The organism is Sanguibacter antarcticus (assembly GCF_002564005.1).
GTDB classification, from domain to species: Bacteria; Actinomycetota; Actinomycetes; order Actinomycetales; family Cellulomonadaceae; genus Sanguibacter; species Sanguibacter antarcticus.
This window is the reverse complement of record NZ_PDJG01000001.1, coordinates 1,552,827-1,568,181: the sequence shown is the minus strand read 5'-3', so window position 1 is coordinate 1,568,181 and position 15,355 is coordinate 1,552,827. Positions and strand designations below refer to the sequence as shown.

At 67.6% G+C, this 15,355-nt stretch carries 17 protein-coding genes; 16 read left to right on the top strand and 1 reads right to left on the bottom strand.

Annotated features, from left to right (window positions below; translation table 11 throughout):
• The first annotated feature begins 19 nt into the window (after nucleotides 1–19).
• From lepB to whiG, 8 genes are all read left to right on the top strand, one after another.
• Complete coding sequence (lepB, locus tag ATL42_RS07100) at nucleotides 20–742, top strand: signal peptidase I (RefSeq protein ID WP_245862263.1); 723 nt, start codon at nucleotides 20–22, stop codon at nucleotides 740–742.
• Nucleotides 739–1,479, top strand: a complete 741-nt coding sequence (locus ATL42_RS07095) for a ribonuclease HII (RefSeq protein WP_245862260.1) — start codon at nucleotides 739–741, stop codon at nucleotides 1,477–1,479. Before lepB ends, ATL42_RS07095 begins: the two co-directional genes overlap by 4 nt.
• A 7-nt stretch (nucleotides 1,480–1,486) precedes the next feature.
• The gene (locus ATL42_RS07090) at nucleotides 1,487–1,786 is read left to right on the top strand and encodes a DUF2469 domain-containing protein (RefSeq protein ID WP_098454748.1); all 300 of its coding nucleotides are present in this window, start codon (nucleotides 1,487–1,489) and stop codon (nucleotides 1,784–1,786) included.
• Between the two features lie 134 nt (nucleotides 1,787–1,920).
• On the top strand, nucleotides 1,921–2,280 hold the full coding sequence (locus tag ATL42_RS07085) for a YraN family protein (RefSeq protein WP_098454747.1): 360 nt from the start codon (nucleotides 1,921–1,923) through the stop codon (nucleotides 2,278–2,280).
• Nucleotides 2,280–3,818 (top strand): YifB family Mg chelatase-like AAA ATPase, encoded by a 1,539-nt coding sequence (locus ATL42_RS07080; protein WP_098454746.1) that lies wholly within the window; start codon nucleotides 2,280–2,282, stop codon nucleotides 3,816–3,818. Before ATL42_RS07085 ends, ATL42_RS07080 begins: the two co-directional genes overlap by 1 nt.
• Nucleotides 3,815–5,032 carry a DNA-processing protein DprA gene (gene dprA / locus ATL42_RS07075; RefSeq protein ID WP_245862258.1) on the top strand — a complete coding sequence of 406 codons (1,218 nt, stop codon included), beginning with the start codon at nucleotides 3,815–3,817 and terminating at the stop codon, nucleotides 5,030–5,032. Before ATL42_RS07080 ends, dprA begins: the two co-directional genes overlap by 4 nt.
• A gap of 159 nt (nucleotides 5,033–5,191) precedes the next feature.
• Nucleotides 5,192–6,124: a tyrosine recombinase XerC gene (locus ATL42_RS07070; protein WP_098454744.1), complete on the top strand. Its 933-nt coding sequence runs from the start codon at nucleotides 5,192–5,194 to the stop codon at nucleotides 6,122–6,124.
• A gap of 17 nt (nucleotides 6,125–6,141) precedes the next feature.
• Complete coding sequence (gene whiG / locus ATL42_RS07065; RefSeq protein WP_098454743.1) at nucleotides 6,142–7,071, top strand: RNA polymerase sigma factor WhiG; 930 nt, start codon at nucleotides 6,142–6,144, stop codon at nucleotides 7,069–7,071.
• A 31-nt stretch (nucleotides 7,072–7,102) separates the two neighbouring features.
• On the opposite strand, the gene ATL42_RS07060 is transcribed toward whiG, so the two are convergent.
• Nucleotides 7,103–7,684: a M23 family metallopeptidase gene (locus ATL42_RS07060; protein WP_098456407.1), complete on the bottom strand. Its 582-nt coding sequence runs from the start codon at nucleotides 7,682–7,684 to the stop codon at nucleotides 7,103–7,105.
• Nucleotides 7,685–8,065: 381 nt separating this feature from the next.
• Between ATL42_RS07060 and rpsB the strand changes: the two genes are divergently transcribed.
• The 8 genes from rpsB to dxr all read left to right on the top strand — a co-directional run bounded on the left by rpsB (nucleotide 8,066) and on the right by dxr (nucleotide 15,264).
• Entirely contained in the window at nucleotides 8,066–9,109 is a 1,044-nt protein-coding gene (rpsB, locus tag ATL42_RS07055) for a 30S ribosomal protein S2 (RefSeq protein WP_098454742.1), read from the top strand.
• An 85-nt stretch (nucleotides 9,110–9,194) separates the two neighbouring features.
• On the top strand, nucleotides 9,195–10,034 hold the full coding sequence (tsf, locus tag ATL42_RS07050) for a translation elongation factor Ts (protein WP_098454741.1): 840 nt from the start codon (nucleotides 9,195–9,197) through the stop codon (nucleotides 10,032–10,034).
• Between the two features lie 97 nt (nucleotides 10,035–10,131).
• Nucleotides 10,132–10,881: a UMP kinase gene (pyrH, locus tag ATL42_RS07045; RefSeq protein WP_098454740.1), complete on the top strand. Its 750-nt coding sequence runs from the start codon at nucleotides 10,132–10,134 to the stop codon at nucleotides 10,879–10,881.
• 81 nt (nucleotides 10,882–10,962) lie between these two features.
• Entirely contained in the window at nucleotides 10,963–11,520 is a 558-nt protein-coding gene (frr, locus tag ATL42_RS07040) for a ribosome recycling factor (protein ID WP_098454739.1), read from the top strand.
• Nucleotides 11,520–12,374, top strand: a complete 855-nt coding sequence (locus ATL42_RS07035; RefSeq protein WP_098454738.1) for a phosphatidate cytidylyltransferase — start codon at nucleotides 11,520–11,522, stop codon at nucleotides 12,372–12,374. The genes frr and ATL42_RS07035 overlap by 1 nt, the downstream gene beginning before the upstream one ends.
• A 34-nt stretch (nucleotides 12,375–12,408) precedes the next feature.
• The gene (gene rlmN, locus ATL42_RS07030; protein ID WP_098454737.1) at nucleotides 12,409–13,530 is read left to right on the top strand and encodes a dual-specificity RNA methyltransferase RlmN; all 1,122 of its coding nucleotides are present in this window, start codon (nucleotides 12,409–12,411) and stop codon (nucleotides 13,528–13,530) included.
• Nucleotides 13,530–14,081: a DivIVA domain-containing protein gene (locus ATL42_RS07025; protein WP_098454736.1), complete on the top strand. Its 552-nt coding sequence runs from the start codon at nucleotides 13,530–13,532 to the stop codon at nucleotides 14,079–14,081. The genes rlmN and ATL42_RS07025 overlap by 1 nt, the downstream gene beginning before the upstream one ends.
• A complete protein-coding gene (gene dxr, locus ATL42_RS07020) occupies nucleotides 14,071–15,264 on the top strand; it encodes a 1-deoxy-D-xylulose-5-phosphate reductoisomerase (RefSeq protein WP_245862255.1) in 1,194 nt (397 codons plus the stop codon). Before ATL42_RS07025 ends, dxr begins: the two co-directional genes overlap by 11 nt.
• The last annotated feature ends 91 nt before the right edge of the window (nucleotides 15,265–15,355 follow it).

Sequence of the window (15,355 nt, the reverse complement as noted above, 5' to 3'; positions counted from 1 at the left end):
GTGGTGGCAGAGTGTGCGGGTGACTCTTGACGACGTGCCCGACGAGACTGTGCAGCCCACTGCGAGGCTGCGACCGCGCAAGGGGTCGCTCCTTCGCGAGACCGCGATCATCCTCGTCAGCGCACTCGTGCTCTCGTGGATCATCAAGTCGTTCTTCGTCCAGGCGTTCTACATCCCGAGCGAGTCGATGGAGGACACGTTGATCACCAACGACCGTGTCCTCGTCTCGAAGATGGTCCCAGGGATCTTCGACGTCCATCGGGGCGACATCGTCGTGTTCAAGGACCCCGGGACGTGGCTCGCCGACTCCGAGCAGCCCGTGCGCACGGCGTTCCAGCAGAAGGTCACCAACGTCTTGACCTTTGTCGGGCTCGTGCCGCACGACTCCGGCGAGCACCTCATCAAGCGGGTCATCGCGGTCGGCGGCGATCATGTCGTGTGCTGTGACGCGCAGGGACTCGTCAGCGTGAACGGACAGTCGATCGTCGAGCCGTACCTCAAGCCGGGAGCCGCGCCGTCAGCGCTCGAGTTCGACAAGATCGTCCCCGACGACTCGCTGTGGGTCATGGGCGACAACCGGTCGAACTCGACGGACTCTCGTTACAACGGGGGAAGCCCTGGTGGTGGCTTCGTCCCGCTGGACAACGTCGTCGGGACGGCTTTCGTCACCGTGTGGCCGCTCGACCGAGCCAGCTGGCTGAAGAACCCTGGCGAGACGTTCACGGACGTCCCTGAGCCGTGAGCAAGCGTGTGGCCATCCCGCCGGTCTTTCCCGACCTGACCCACGAGCACGTGCTGCTCGCGGGAGGAGCCAGGCTCGTCGGGGGGATGGACGAGGTAGGACGAGGCGCTCTCGCCGGACCGGTGAGCGTCGGGGTGTGCGTCGTCGACGAGGGAACCGGGCCGTGCCCTGTCGGACTGACAGACTCCAAGGTGCTCACGGCACGGGCGAGGAACGACTACGTGCCGCTCATCGCCGAGTGGTCGGTCACGTATGCCGTCGGATCCGCCTCGTCGCAAGAGATCGACGAGCTCGGCATCGTCCGTTCTCTGCGCCTGGCAGGTCAGCGTGCGCTCGTCGCCGTGGCTGCGCAGGTCGGTCCGGTGGATGTCCTCCTGCTCGACGGGTCGCACGACTGGCTCACGCAGCCGCAGGCGGATCTCTTCGAGCTGCTCGACGGGGTCGAGGCACCTGTCCCTGACGGGTACGTCGAACCCGTCGTCCATACGCGGGTCAAAGCCGATCTCGCGTGCGCGTCCGTCGCTGCAGCGAGCGTCGTGGCCAAGTGCTCGCGCGACAGCGAGATGACAGAGCATGCGCGCTCGAGGCCGGAGTATGGCTGGAACCGCAACAAGGGGTACGGGTCAGCGCAGCACGTCGCGGCGCTCGTCGAGCACGGTCCGAGCCCGTTGCACCGACTGAGCTGGCGTCTGCCGGGCGGCCCGTTCGCCGCGACAAGCACGGTCGATGGTCCATGATGGTTCAGTGAGCGCTGAGGATCTGGAGAACTACGAGACCGAGATGGAGCTTGCGCTCTATCGCGAGTACCGAGACGTCGTGCGGCTGTTCGCCTACGTCGTCGAGACGGAGAGGCGCTTCTACCTGGCGAACACGGTGGAGCTGCAGGTTCGGTCCGCAGCAGGCGAGGTGTACTTCGAGGTCAGCCTCAGCGATGCCTGGGTGTGGGACGTCTACCGGTCCAAGCGCTTCGTGAAGTCGGTGCGGGTCGTGACCTTCAAGGACGTGAACGTCGAGGAGCTTGCGCAGGCAGAGCTCGAGCTCTGAGCTTCTCGGTAGCGCGACCTCACCGCTCCTATACGTCGTCCACACCGCAACGAGCCGCTAGTCCTTCCACATCGGGCACCGAGACTCCCCAGGCGTAGGCGTCTGTCGCGGAGAGTGTGCCGCGGAGGTGGGACATGGACAACGCACGGATCGCGGTCGGACGCCACGGTGAGAACGTCGCAGCACGATTCCTCACGGAGGCTGGCTACCGGGTGGTCGACCGGAACTGGCGAGGCGTCCGAGGAGAGCTGGACATCGTCGCTCTCGACGGAGACGAGCTCGTGGTCGTCGAGGTCAAGACCCGACGGGGCACCGGCTATGGTCACCCGGCCGAGGCCGTCACACCGGTCAAGCTCGCGAGGCTGAAGCGTCTCGCTGGCCAGTGGTTGCACGACCACGAGACCCGGGTGGCCTCCGTGCGGATCGATGTGGTCGCGATCGTCCTCGGGCGGTCAGGGCCAGCTGATGTCGAGCATCTCCAGGGCGTGTGCTGATGGCGCTCGGACGGACTCTGGCCGTCTGCCTCGTGGGCCTGCGCGGGCACCTCATCGAGGTCGAGGCACACCTTGCGGCCTCTGTTCCCGGCTTCACGCTGGTCGGCCTTCCTGATGCAGCCCTGGCAGAGTCGCGAGACCGCGTGCGTGCGGCGATCTCGTCGTCGGGTCTCGTGCTTCCACAGCGGAAGGTGACCGTCAACCTGTCGCCTGCGTCGTTGCCGAAGGCGGGGTCGGGCTTCGATCTCGCGATCGCGGTCGCGATCCTCGCAGGTGCCGGGCTCATCGACCCTGGTGCGCCGTCACGTGCTGCTCATATCGGAGAGCTTGGTCTCGACGGCAGGGTCCATCCGGTGCGCGGAGTCTTGCCCGCCATCGTCGCTGCACGGCAGGAGGGTGTGGAGACGGTGGTCGTCCCCGCTGCCGACGAGGTGGAGGCCCGTCTCGTCCCCGGTATCCGGGTCGTCGCCGTGCACTCGTTGGGCGAGCTGGCCGCCCTGTACGGAGCCGACCTGCCCCCGGTCGACCCGCACCCGGGCGGTCGTTCCCGGACCCCGGTGCGCGACGCGCCGAAGGAGCCCACCGAGCTGAGCGACGTCATGGGCCAGCTCCCGGCTCGTGCCGCGCTCGAGGTCGCAGCGGCTGGCGGCCACCACCTGCTCATGGTCGGCCCGCCGGGCACCGGCAAGACGATGCTCGCAGCTCGACTTCCCGGCCTCCTCCCGGACCTGACCGAGGAAGAGGCCGTCGAGGTGACCTCGGTCCACTCGGTCGCCGGCACCTTCGACCCTGCGGCAGGCCTGCTCGTGCGCCCGCCGTTCGAGGACCCGCACCACACCGCGACGCCGGCAGCGATCGTGGGTGGGGGATCGGGGATGCCTCGGCCTGGAGCGGCATCGCGGGCGCACCGGGGCGTCCTGTTCATGGACGAGGCCCCGGAGTTCTCGCCGCGGGTCCTCCAGACGCTGCGTCAGCCGCTCGAGCACGGCGAGCTCGTCATCCAGCGTGCTGCGGGGAGCGCTCGATATCCTGCTCGGTTCCAGCTGGTGCTGGCCGCGAACCCGTGCCCGTGCGGGCTCGCGATCGGCAAGGGGCTCGACTGCAGCTGCAGTGCCATGGCACGTCGTCGGTACTTCGCTCGACTCTCGGGACCGCTCCTCGATCGGGTCGACCTCCAGGTCGAGGTCCATCAGGTGACTCGTCTCGACGTGGCTCGTTCGACCAGACCGGAGAGCACCGCTGTCGTGGCTCGTCGGGTCGCTGCTGCGCGCGATGCTGCTCGGGAGCGCCTAGCGGGGACACGGTGGACGAGCAACGGTGAGGTGCCCGGGGCCTGGCTCCGAGACCGGCTCGGTGCGGACCGGTCGCTCCTTGCCGAGCTGGACCGTGCGCTCGATCGAGGCACGCTCAGCCTGCGCGGCTCGGATCGGGTGCTGCGGGTCGCATGGACCCTGGCAGATCTTGCGGGCCGGGTCGCACCTGTCGAGGACGACATCGGGAAGGCGCTGCTGCTCCGGACGCGAGGACAGGGACTGTGACACGAGGTACGGAGACCTCCGAGACCCTGTTGTCCAGGGCTGCGTGGAGCCGCATCGTCGAGCCGGCAGACGAGGTGGCCGGGATGCTGGTCGCTGCGGTCGGACCGGTCGCAGGGCTGCGGTGGGTGTGCGCCGTGAGCACGGACCCCGACCTCGTCGGGCAGGGAGTCGCACAGCTCATGGATCGCCTTGGCCTCGACTCGCCGACGATGCGTCAACGGCTGGTTCGAGCGGTCGCTCGGTGGGCTCCTCGGGTCACAGGCCTGGACCCCCGCCACGACGTCGCGATGCTCCACGGCCTTGGAGGGAGGCTCGTGACCCCGGAGAACGAGGAGTGGCCCTCCCACCTGGACGACCTGGGCGCCGCTGCCCCCTTGTGCTTGTGGGTCAGGGGCGAGAGTCGAGTGGACGCGGTCCTCTCCCGCTCGGTGTCATTGGTCGGAGCGCGCGCGAGCACCGACTATGGCGACCGGGTAGCAGGCGAGATGGCCGCTGTGCTCGCTGATCACGGCTTCGCCACGGTTTCTGGTGGCGCTTACGGCATCGATGCTGCTGTGCATCGCGGGTCGCTCGCGGCGTCCGGGGCAACGGTCGCGTTCCTCGCGGGCGGCGTCGACCGGCTGTACCCCGCAGGGAACGCTCAGCTCTTGCGGGCGATCACGGACCAGGGAGGTGTGCTGGTGAGCGAGTCGCCCCCGGGGGGAGTTCCGAGCCGGGTCCGGTTTCTCAAGCGCAACCGGCTGATCGCGGCGGCGGGCTCGGCCACCGTCGTGGTCGAGGCCGCCTGGCGGTCGGGTTCCTTGGCGACGGCGGCGCGCGCGTTCGACCTGCTGCGCCCGGTCGGTGCTGTCCCTGGTCCGGTGACCTCGATGGCGTCTGCGGGGTGTCACCGCCTGCTGCGGGAGGGGCGTGCAGTGTGTGTCACGGATGCGGACGACGTCCGTGAGCTCGCTGGGAGCACGGGAGCCGACCGTGCAGGTGCAGCCGACAGAGACGCCCGGCGTGACTCTGCTGCCCGGCGACCGCACGACGGGCTCGACCCGTCAGACCAACAGGTCTTCGACGCGCTCCCGGTGGGGAACGCAGCCGACCTCGCTGTCGTGGTTCACGAGGCAGGTGTGAGCGTGGACGACGCGATGGCGTCGCTCGGTCGGCTGGAGGTTCGTGGGCTCGCACGGCGTGACGGCTCGGGCTGGCTCCGAGGTCGAGCATGAAATCGCCGATCATGTCGGTGGAGACGGGGTGAAGTTTGTACGGAGGCCTGATGATCTCTTGATCCAACCAACATGAAACTGTGACAAACGGACAGGAAGTCGGGGTGGTTTCCAATCCTCAGCCTTGAAACCGACGCTGATACCCGTCACGGTATTGAGATGCATCCGCATCCAGAGGCCGACAGTGCCCGAGACGAACCAGGTGTCCTGGCTGACTTCGCGGTGCATCTGACCGCGCAGCGCGGCCTCTCCGCCCACACCGTCCGGGCGTACTCGTCCGACCTCGAGCAGCTCTTCGCCTTTGCCCGTGGACGTGACGTCGACGCGTTCGACCAGATCGACCTCGCGATGCTCCGTGCCTGGCTCGCCGAGATGGCAGGCCGTCAGCTCTCCCGGTCGACGGTCGCTCGACGAGGTGCGGCGATCCGTACCTTCTTCGACTGGGCCGCGCGGACGGGCCGTATCGACGACGACCCGTCGGCCCGCCTGGCCAGCCCGCGCCTGCACAAGGTTCTTCCGACCGTGCTCGCGGTGAACAGCGCAGCGACGCTCATGGACGCTGCGAGAGACATCGCCGCAGACGGTAGCCCGTCGGACCTGCGCACATGGGCGTGCGTCGAGATGCTCTACGCCACCGGCGCACGTGTCGGAGAGATCGTCGAGCTCGACCTCTCGGACGTCGACGTCGCCGAGCGGACCGCTCGAGTGATCGGCAAGGGCGACAAAGAACGCGTGGTTCCCTTCGGCGTGCCTGCGGCCCGTGCGATCGAAGCCTGGTGCGAGTCCGGCAGGCCTCGGCTCATCGGACAGAGCCACACCGAGGCACTGTTCGTCGGGCAGCGCGGGCAGCGCTGGGGACAGCGCCAGGTGCGCGAGGCGGTTCATCGCCTTGCTGCGGTCGCCGGCGTCGACGATGTCGCCCCGCACGACCTGCGGCACAGTGCCGCCACCCACCTCCTCCAGGGCGGGTCGGACCTCCGGACCGTCCAAGAAGTCCTCGGGCACGCAACCCTCGCGACGACCCAGCGCTACACGCACGTCTCCGCCGAGCGCCTGCGCTCCTCGTACCAGTTGGCGCACCCCCGCGCATGAGAGATTTTGAGAGCAAGATGCCAGCAGCACGTTCCGCCGCGCTCCCCTCCGGAGTCTCGGCGTCGTCCACCCTCCGCAGGCCCGCACGCTCGGGACTTCTGCACGCTCGGCTCGACAGCGCAGCCCGTGCGGACACTCCACCGGCAGCGCCGATGGACGTCACGGTCCGTCGTGACGGCGAGGCCGAGGCTGAGATCCTCGCCGTCTGGGAGCAGTACAAGCTCTGTCGCACCGCGGCGCTCCGCGAGAGGCTCATCCTTCACTACGCGCCTCTCGTCGCGATGGTCGCGTCCCGGGTTGGGATGCGCCTGCCCAGCTCGGTCGAGCACGCTGACCTCGTCTCCTACGGGATGTTCGGTCTCATCGACGCCATCGAGAAGTTCGAGATTGGCAGGGACGTCAAGTTCGAGACCTATGCCAGCTCGCGTGTCCGTGGTGCGATCCTCGACGAGCTGCGTGCTGTCGACTGGATCCCACGGTCGGTACGGAGCAAGGCGCGTGCGGTGGACCGGGCTCACGCTGATCTCGAGGGCGAGCTCCACCGTGCGCCGTCCAACACCGAGATCGCTGCGCACATGGAGATCACGGAGTCAGAGCTCCGAGGGATCCAGGGACAGGTGGCGAACGTCAATCTCGTCGCGCTGGACGAGGTGCTCGGTGCTGGAGACCGGATCGAGCAGGTGAGTGCGCTCGATACCGTCCAGCAGGCGCGCAGCCATGACCCTGCGCGGACGTTCGAGGCGAAGGAGACCAAGTTCCTGCTCTCGCAGGCGATGGAGCAGCTCGGGGAGCGCGAGAAGATCATGCTCGTCTTGTACTACTACGAGGGAATGACCCTCGCGGAGATTGGTCGCGTCCTCGGCGTGACCGAGTCGCGGATCTCGCAGATGCACACGGCGGCGATGACGAGGCTCCGGACGAAGCTCACGACGAGCGAAGGTCTCTGACTGCTCGGCACCACCCTTGACGGCACGCCTGTCAGGTGTGGTCGAGGGGCAGGAGGATCACCGCCTCGCGCTCGACGACGAGCTCCAAGGGGTCGATGTACTCCTCGGCGCGCCGAACGCCCCAGTGGAGGCAGGCGTCCGGCGCACAGTGCGTCGCGACGTCCGGCGCCAGGGACCCCAGGACGTCTCCACGCCCGACGGACGTCCCTGTTGTGAGAGTGCTCGTGACGGGCTCGAGGGTCGATCGAAGTCCGTCGGGATGACTGATCACGATGAGCGGCCGGTCGACGACGACGCCGACGAACGTCACGACGCCTGCTTGCGGTGCCACCACCGTGGCCCCGTCTCCAGAGCGGAGGTCTACCCCACGGTGTCCCGCGCCCCAACGGACCGTGGGCGGCTCGAAGTCGCGGACGAGGACGCCGGAAGACTGCAGCTCGGCGCGGGTCGTACCGGCAGGAGCGTCGCCGGACGGGAGGACGTAGCGGTCCTCGTGCGCGGACGGTGCGCGTGCCTCACTCGTGCTGGCGACGGTCACGGTGAGGACCGCAGCGACGACCAGCGTGACGAGCGCCGTGAGCGACGGCCTGAGTCCGGTTCGATCAGTAGTCATGGACCCATCGTCGTGGCGCGCCGGACGCGAGGACGTGGAACGCAGCCATGTGTGGAGCGGCTCGGCCGTCCACAGGCCGGGTGTCAGGTACACTGATAGACGCGATCGGCACGTTTGCGCTGTCCGCACGACCAAGGCCGGGGGCTTCGCCCTCAACCCTGTGACTGTGGGACGCCCGGACGCGATCGACTTCACGCACCAGACGGCCGGCTCAGCCCGGCTCGAGCAGACGACAGCGGTCCGGGATACCCGGCGTCGTCGCTCGTGGTGCAGAGACATGCTCCGTCCGGAGCCTGTCAGCAACCGAGATGCGGTCCGCGAGGACCGCCGACAAGTGTGCGACACCCGAGACCTGTCCGGGACGTACCGAAAGGAAGTGCCATGGCCGTTGTGACCATGCGCCAGCTCCTCGAGAGCGGTGTCCACTTCGGACACCAGACCCGCCGTTGGAACCCGAAGATGAAGCGGTTCATCTTCACGGAGCGCAACGGCATCTACATCGTCGACCTCCAGCAGTCGCTCACGTACATCGACACGGCGTACGAGTTCGTCAAGGAGACGGTCGCCCACGGCGGCTCCATCCTCTTCGTCGGAACGAAGAAGCAGGCGCAGGAGCCGGTTGCCGAGCAGGCAGTCCGCGTCGGCATGCCGTACGTCAACCACCGCTGGCTCGGTGGGATGCTCACCAACTTCCAGACCGTGAACAAGCGCCTCCAGCGCCTCAAGGAGCTCGAGCTCATCGACTTCGACGACGTCGCAGGAAGCGCGTTCACGAAGAAGGAGCTGCTCATCATGCGTCGCGAGCGCGACAAGCTCGCCCGCACGCTCGGTGGAATCCGGGACATGGCTCGCGTCCCCTCTGCCGTGTGGATCGTCGACACGAACAAGGAGCACCTCGCTGTCGACGAGGCTCGCAAGCTGCACATCCCGATCGTCGCGATCCTCGACACGAACTGCGACCCTGACGTCGTGGACTACAAGATCCCGGGCAACGACGACGCCATCCGCGCCGTCGCGCTGCTGACGCGAGTCATCGCTGACGCTGTCGCCGAGGGCCTCATCCAGCGTCACGCCGGCAAGTCCGGCGCGGCGGCCGAGACCGGCACCGCGACCGAGCCCCTCGCCGAGTGGGAGCGCGAGCTCCTCACGTCGTCCGAGGCTCCTGCTGCTGAGGCTGCTGTTCCTGCCGCTGAGGCTCCTGCTGCTGAGGCTGCTGTTCCTGCCGCTGAGGCTCCTGCTGCTGAGGCTGCTGTTCCTGCCGCTGAGGCTCCTGCTGCTGAGGCTGCTGTTCCTGCCGCTGAGGCTCCTGCTGCTGAGGCTGCTGCCCCCGCCGCTGAGGCTCCTGCCGCCGAGGTTCCTGCCCCCGCCGTCGAGGCTGAGGCAGCCGTCGTCGCGGAGCCCGCTCCCGAGGTCGAGTCCAAGTAAGCAGAGCATCCCGGGTGGCCGCCGGACTCGTCCGGCGGCCACCCAGCTCCGCGAAACCGCTTCTTCACTCTAAGGACACACAGATATGGCGAACTACACCGCCGCAGACATCAAGGCGCTGCGCGAGCGCACGGGCGCTGGCATGCTCGACGTCAAGAAAGCGCTCGACGAGGCTGACGGGAACGCTGAGAAGGCGCTCGAGATCATCCGGATCAAGGGCCTCAAGGGCGTCAGCAAGCGTGAGGGCAACACGACCTCGGAGGGCCTCGTCGCCCTCGTCGTCAACTCGACCGACGCCGGCGAGGTCGGCACGATGATCGAGATCAACTCTGAGACGGACTTCGTCGCCAAGAGCGACAGCTTCGTCGCCCTGGCAGCGCGCGTCCTCGACGCGGTCGTCGCCAGCGGCGCGACCGAGGTCGACGCGGCACTGGCCGCCCAGGTCGACGGTCAGACCCTCGCGGAGCTCGTCTCGACGACCGCTGCGACGCTCGGCGAGAAGATCGTCCTGCGCCGTGTCGCGAGCGTCACCGCTCCGAAGGTCACGAGCTACCTGCACCGCACGAGCAAGGACCTGCCACCGTCGATCGGCGTTCTCGTCGGCAGCGACGAGGCCGGCTCCGTCGTCGGCAAGGACATCGCCCAGCACATCGCTGCGATGTCTCCGACGTTCCTGTCACGCGAGGACGTCCCCGCCGAGACGGTCGCCAGCGAGCGCCGTATCGCCGAGGAGACCTCGCGCAACGAGGGCAAGCCCGAGGCTGCGATGCCGAAGATCATCGAGGGTCGCCTCGGTGGGTTCTTCAAGGACGTGGTCCTCCTCGACCAGCCTCTCGCGAAGGACCCGAAGAAGACTGTCACGCAGGTCCTTGCCGAGGCGAAGGGCTCCGTCACGGAGTTCGTGCGCTTCCGCGTGGGTTCCTGAATCCAGCTCCATCGGCAGCCCGGTCCGCTTTTCGCGGGCCGGGCTTCCGTACACACAGACTGATCGGTCGATGGCAGGAAGACAGGTGGCTCGAACCTTGACAGACCACAGCAAGCACGAGAAGGCAGATGTCGAACCGGGAGCCAGGCGTGTCCTGCTCAAGCTGTCCGGAGAGGCGTTCGGGGGCGGCCAGATCGGGCTCGCGTCGGTGGTCGTCCGCCGGGTTGCGGCAGAGATCGCCGAGGCGGTGGCTGCGGGTGTCCAGGTCGCGATCGTCGTCGGAGGAGGGAACTTCTTCCGCGGCGCTGAGCTCTCCCAGCAGGGGCTCGACCGGGCTCGGGCCGATTACATGGGGATGCTCGGGACGGTCATGAACTGCCTCGCGCTCCAGGACTTCCTCGAGCAGGCGGGGGTGAGCACGCGCGTGCAGACAGCTATCGCCATGGGACAGGTCGCGGAGCCGTACATCCCGCTCCGCGCGATCCGGCACCTCGAGAAGGGCCGTGTGGTCATCTTCGGCGCCGGAGCAGGTATGCCGTACTTCTCCACTGATACTGTCGCTGCCCAGCGTGCGCTCGAGACGCACTGCCACGAGGTCCTCATGGGCAAGAACGGCGTCGACGGTGTCTACACAGCCGATCCGCGCAAGGACTCGTCCGCGACCAAGCTCGAGCACGTGACGTACACCGACGCGCTCGTCAAGGACCTTGCGGTCATGGACGCGACGGCCCTGAGCCTGTGCCGCGACAACGACGTGCGGATGCGCGTGTTCGGCATGGACGAGGAGGGGAACGTCACCCGTGCTCTCCTGGGTGAGAAGATCGGCACGCTGGTCACTGCACGATGACAGCCGGCGGCATGCCGCCGGCTGAGGAACGACCGTGCCATGCGGTTCGCGTGGCTGTCCCATCACGATGAAGGAGTACCGGTGATCGACGAGACGCTGCTCGAGGCAGAAGACAAGATGGACAAGGCGATCCAGGTCGCCAAGGAGGACTTCGCGACCATCCGTACCGGTCGAGCGAACGCCTCGATGTTCTCGCGGATCGTCGTCGAGTACTACGGCACCCCGACCCCGTTGCAGCAGCTTGCGTCGTTCAACACCCCGGAAGCCCGCACGATCCTGCTCACGCCGTTCGACAAGACGTCGTTGCCGGCCATGGAGCGTGCCCTGCGGGACTCGGACCTCGGAGTCAACCCGAGCAACGACGGCAACGTCATCCGTATCGTCCTCCCGGTCCTCACAGAGGAGCGTCGCAAGGAGTACGTCAAGCTGGCCAAGACCAAGGCGGAGGACTCGCGCGTCTCGGTACGCAGCGTGCGCCGCAAGGCCAAGGAGACGCTCGACAGGCTCGTGAAGGACGGCGAGGCTGGCGAAGACGAGGGCACTCGCGCCGAGAAGGAGCTCGAGGCGATCACGAAGCGTCATGTCGAGGCCATCGACGCGCTCCTCGCGAACAAGGAAGCCGAGCTCCTCGAAGTCTGATGGCGGACTCCGGACACTCTGAACAGGTACCGCAGACCCTTCGTACCGGTCGCAACCTGCCGATGGCGATCCTCGTCGGTGTCGGGCTCCTCGCGATCGTCGGTGCGTCGTTGTACTTCCGCAAGGAGTACTTCATCGTCTTCGCGGTCGTCGCGATCAGCGCCGCGCTCTGGGAGCTCTCTCGGGCCCTGGGCAGACGGGGTGTGCACATCCCGTTGCTCCCGCTCTGGGTGGGGACGACCGGGATGCTCGTGTCGACCTATACGGCCGGACCCGAGGCCCTCATGGTCTCGTTCATCCTGACCGTCGCTGGGGTCGTGGTGTGGCGTGTCGTCGACGGCGGAGGCATCGCTGCGGTCAAGGACGCCTCGGCGGGCGTCTTCGCTGCGTCGTACCTGCCGCTCATGGGTGGGTTCGTCATGCTCATGCTCGCAGCTGACAACGGGCGCGAGCAGGTGCTCATCTTCATCTTGCTCGCCGTCGCGAACGACGTCGGCGGCTACTTTGCGGGCGTCCTCTTCGGCCGGCACCCCTTGGCCCCGTCGGTGAGTCCGAAGAAGAGCTGGGAGGGGCTCGTCGGGTCGTTCATCCTCTGCCTCGCGATCGGGCTGGTGGGTGCTGTCCTCGTTCTCCAGATCAACCCTGTCGTCGGTCTCATGCTCGGGTTCTTCACACCGCTCACAGCGACCCTCGGTGACCTCTCGGAGTCGCTCATCAAGCGCGACCTAGAATTGAAGGACATGGGTTCGTTGTTGCCCGGTCACGGGGGCGTCTTGGACCGTCTCGACTCGCTCTTGCTGACCGCGCCGTTCGTCTACCTCTTGCTCTCCGTGGCGCCTGACCTTCCTGCCTGACGCTGCACCACCCCCGCAACGACTGGATCTCACCATGGCTGCACAACCCACGCCGCTCACCTTGACCATGACGGCCCCGCGCCGCGGCAAGCCGCCGCGCCACTTTGCGGACATGACTCCTGAGGAACGCGTCCTGGCTGTCACTGAGCTCGGCGAGAAGCCGTTCCGGGCAAAACAGCTCGCGACGCACTACTTCACTCACCTCACCCGTGATGCTGATCTGATGACCGACCTCCCGAAGGCCACGCGAGAGCGTCTTGTCGCCGAGCTCTTTCCAGCGCTGCTCACGCAGTCTCGGTCGATGGAGGCCGACGGTGGGACGACAGTGAAGACCCTCTGGCACCTGTTCGACCAGGTCAAGGTCGAGTCGGTGCTCATGCGATACACCAACCGGACGACCCTCTGCGTGTCGAGCCAGGCCGGGTGCGGCATGGCGTGCCCGTTCTGCGCGACGGGTCAGCTCGGACTGACACGCAACCTCTCGACGGCAGAGATCGTCGAGCAGGTGCGTTCTGCAGCCCGGTCGTTGGCTGACGGTGAGATCCCCGGGGGTGCTACACGGCTCAACAACCTCGTGTTCATGGGCATGGGGGAGCCGCTGGCCAACTACAAGGCTGTGATGGGGACCGTGCGCCAGTGCGTCGCCCCGACCCCGGACGGCCTCGGGATGTCCGCGCGGAACATCACTGTCTCGACCGTGGGCCTCGTGCCGGCGATGAACAAGCTCTCGAAGGAGGGCATCCCCGTCACCCTCGCCCTCTCGCTGCACGCGCCGGACGACGAGCTGCGCAGCACGCTCGTCCCGGTCAACACCCGCTGGTCGGTCGACGAGGTCCTCGACGCAGCACGCAACTATTTCGTGGTCACCGGACGACGCGTGAGCATCGAGTACGCCCTCATCCGGGACATGAACGACCAGGGATGGCGTGCCGACATGCTCGGCGAGAAGCTCAACGCTCGTGGCAAGGGCTGGGTTCACGTCAACCCGATCCCGCTCAATCCCACGCCTGGATCGATCTGGACTGCGAGCGACCCTGCCGTCGAGGCGGAGTTCGTGGCACGATTGCGTGCGCACGGGATCCCGACCACGATCCGGGACACACGCGGTAGCGACATCGATGGCGCGTGCGGGCAGCTGGCTGCAGAGGAAGAGTGATGACGAAGGTGTTCTCGTCAGTTTCGAGGTTCACGCTCGGGTACGAAAAGGATGAGGTCGACGACTTCTTCGACCATGCACGCGAGGTGTACGAGGGAGTGGCCACAGATCCGCTCACGAGCACCGACATCCAGACGTGCACGTTCGAGCTGACCCGTGGCGGCTATACGACGAGCGAGGTCGATGCGGCGTTGGACCGGCTCGAGAGCGCCTTCGTCGCGCGACAACGTCACGAGGTGATCCTCGCGCAGGGGCAGAGCGCCTGGATGGCCGAACTCGCAGACCGTGCCCGCTCGTTGTACGCGCGTCTGGGACGTCCTGACGGCGAGCGCTTCGAGAGCGCTGCTCGGGGCAGGCCCGGATACGACAAGGACGACGTCGACGACCTCTGCGAGCGTCTCGTGGCGTACTTCGACCACACCGAGACCCTCACTGCGGTCGAGGTGCGCGGTGCAGTCTTCCGGTCGCGTAAGGGGCGCGACGGGTATGCCGAGGCACCGGTGGACGCGTTCCTCGCACGAGCCGTCGAGGTGCTGCTCGGTGTCGAGTAGCCCTCGCACCGTCTCGATCCTCGGTTCGACCGGCTCGATCGGGACACAGGCTGTCGACGTCATCACCCGGCACCCGACCCGCTTCCAGGTCGAGGCGATCAGCGCCGGAGGCCGGGACGTCGACCTCCTCGCCGAGCAGGCCGTCGCTCTGAGCGTGCGCACGGTCGCGGTCGCAGACGAGACCCGGCACGGTCCGGTGCGCGACGCGATCGACGCGCGCCTGCGACAGGCAGGCCGCGCTGCGGGCTCCGTCGAGGTCGTCGCTGGCTCGGACGCCGCCACCGTGGTTGCTGGCTCGGGGGCCGACGTCGTGCTCAACGGCATCACAGGGTCGGTCGGGCTCGCCCCGACGCTCGCCGCGCTGCGTGCCGGTTCGACTCTCGCGCTGGCGAACAAGGAGTCGCTCGTCGTCGGTGGGGCGCTGGTCGGTGCCGCACAGGTGCGTGCGGACCAGATCGTCCCGGTGGACTCCGAGCACTCGGCGATCGCGCAGTGCCTTCGCTCCGGGGAGCCCCGAGAGGTGCGCAGGCTCATCCTCACCGCGTCGGGTGGTCCGTTCCGTGGGCGTGCTCGGGACGCGCTCAAGCCCGTCACACCCTCGGAGGCTCTCGCCCACCCCACGTGGACGATGGGCCCCGTCGTGACCATCAACTCGGCAACGCTCATGAACAAGGGGCTCGAGCTCATCGAGGCGCACCTGCTCTTCGACGTCCCGGTCGCGGACATCACGGTCGTCGTGCACCCGCAGTCGGTCGTGCACTCGATGGTGGAGTTCATCGACGGCTCGACGATCGCCCAGGCGTCTCCGCCGGACATGCGGCTGCCAATCGCGCTCGGTCTCAGCTGGCCGGAGCGTCTCGACGAGGTCGCGAGCCCGTGCTCGTGGACGGACCCGACGGCGTGGACGTTCGAGCCGCTCGACGAGACGGTCTTTGGCGCCGTCCGTCTGGCACGGCACGTGGCGGACCTCTCCGGGACGCACCCTGCCGTGTACAACGCGGCCAACGAAGAGTGCGTCGCCGCGTTCCTCGAGGGGAGGATCGGGTTCCTCGACATCGTCGACACGGTCGAGAAGGTTCTGGAGGCGCACGTGGAGCACGCTGACGATCTCACCCTCGACGCGGTCTTAACTGCTGAGGGCTGGGCGCGCGCCCGAGCGCGGGAGATCCTCGCTCGCCGGTAGGCTCTCCGCGTGCGTTCCCTGCCAACACCCAGGTGGGCGCGGCATGATCAGCAACGATGACCGGCCCGTGCGTCGCGGGTCGGGACGAACG

Excerpts from the sequence above, each read along its gene's own strand:
- ATL42_RS07085 (WP_098454747.1), top strand. The coding sequence starts at position 1,921 with ATGGACAACGCACGGATCGCGGTCGGACGCCACGGTGAGAACGTCGCA.
- ATL42_RS07080 (WP_098454746.1), top strand. The coding sequence starts at position 2,280 with ATGGCGCTCGGACGGACTCTGGCCGTCTGCCTCGTGGGCCTGCGCGGG.
- ATL42_RS07070 (WP_098454744.1), top strand. The coding sequence starts at position 5,192 with ATGCATCCGCATCCAGAGGCCGACAGTGCCCGAGACGAACCAGGTGTC.
- whiG (WP_098454743.1), top strand. The coding sequence starts at position 6,142 with ATGCCAGCAGCACGTTCCGCCGCGCTCCCCTCCGGAGTCTCGGCGTCG.
- ATL42_RS07060 (WP_098456407.1), bottom strand. The coding sequence starts at position 7,684 with ATGACTACTGATCGAACCGGACTCAGGCCGTCGCTCACGGCGCTCGTC.
- rpsB (WP_098454742.1), top strand. The coding sequence starts at position 8,066 with ATGGCCGTTGTGACCATGCGCCAGCTCCTCGAGAGCGGTGTCCACTTC.
- tsf (WP_098454741.1), top strand. The coding sequence starts at position 9,195 with ATGGCGAACTACACCGCCGCAGACATCAAGGCGCTGCGCGAGCGCACG.
- ATL42_RS07035 (WP_098454738.1), top strand. The coding sequence starts at position 11,520 with ATGGCGGACTCCGGACACTCTGAACAGGTACCGCAGACCCTTCGTACC.
- rlmN (WP_098454737.1), top strand. The coding sequence starts at position 12,409 with ATGGCTGCACAACCCACGCCGCTCACCTTGACCATGACGGCCCCGCGC.
- ATL42_RS07025 (WP_098454736.1), top strand. The coding sequence starts at position 13,530 with ATGACGAAGGTGTTCTCGTCAGTTTCGAGGTTCACGCTCGGGTACGAA.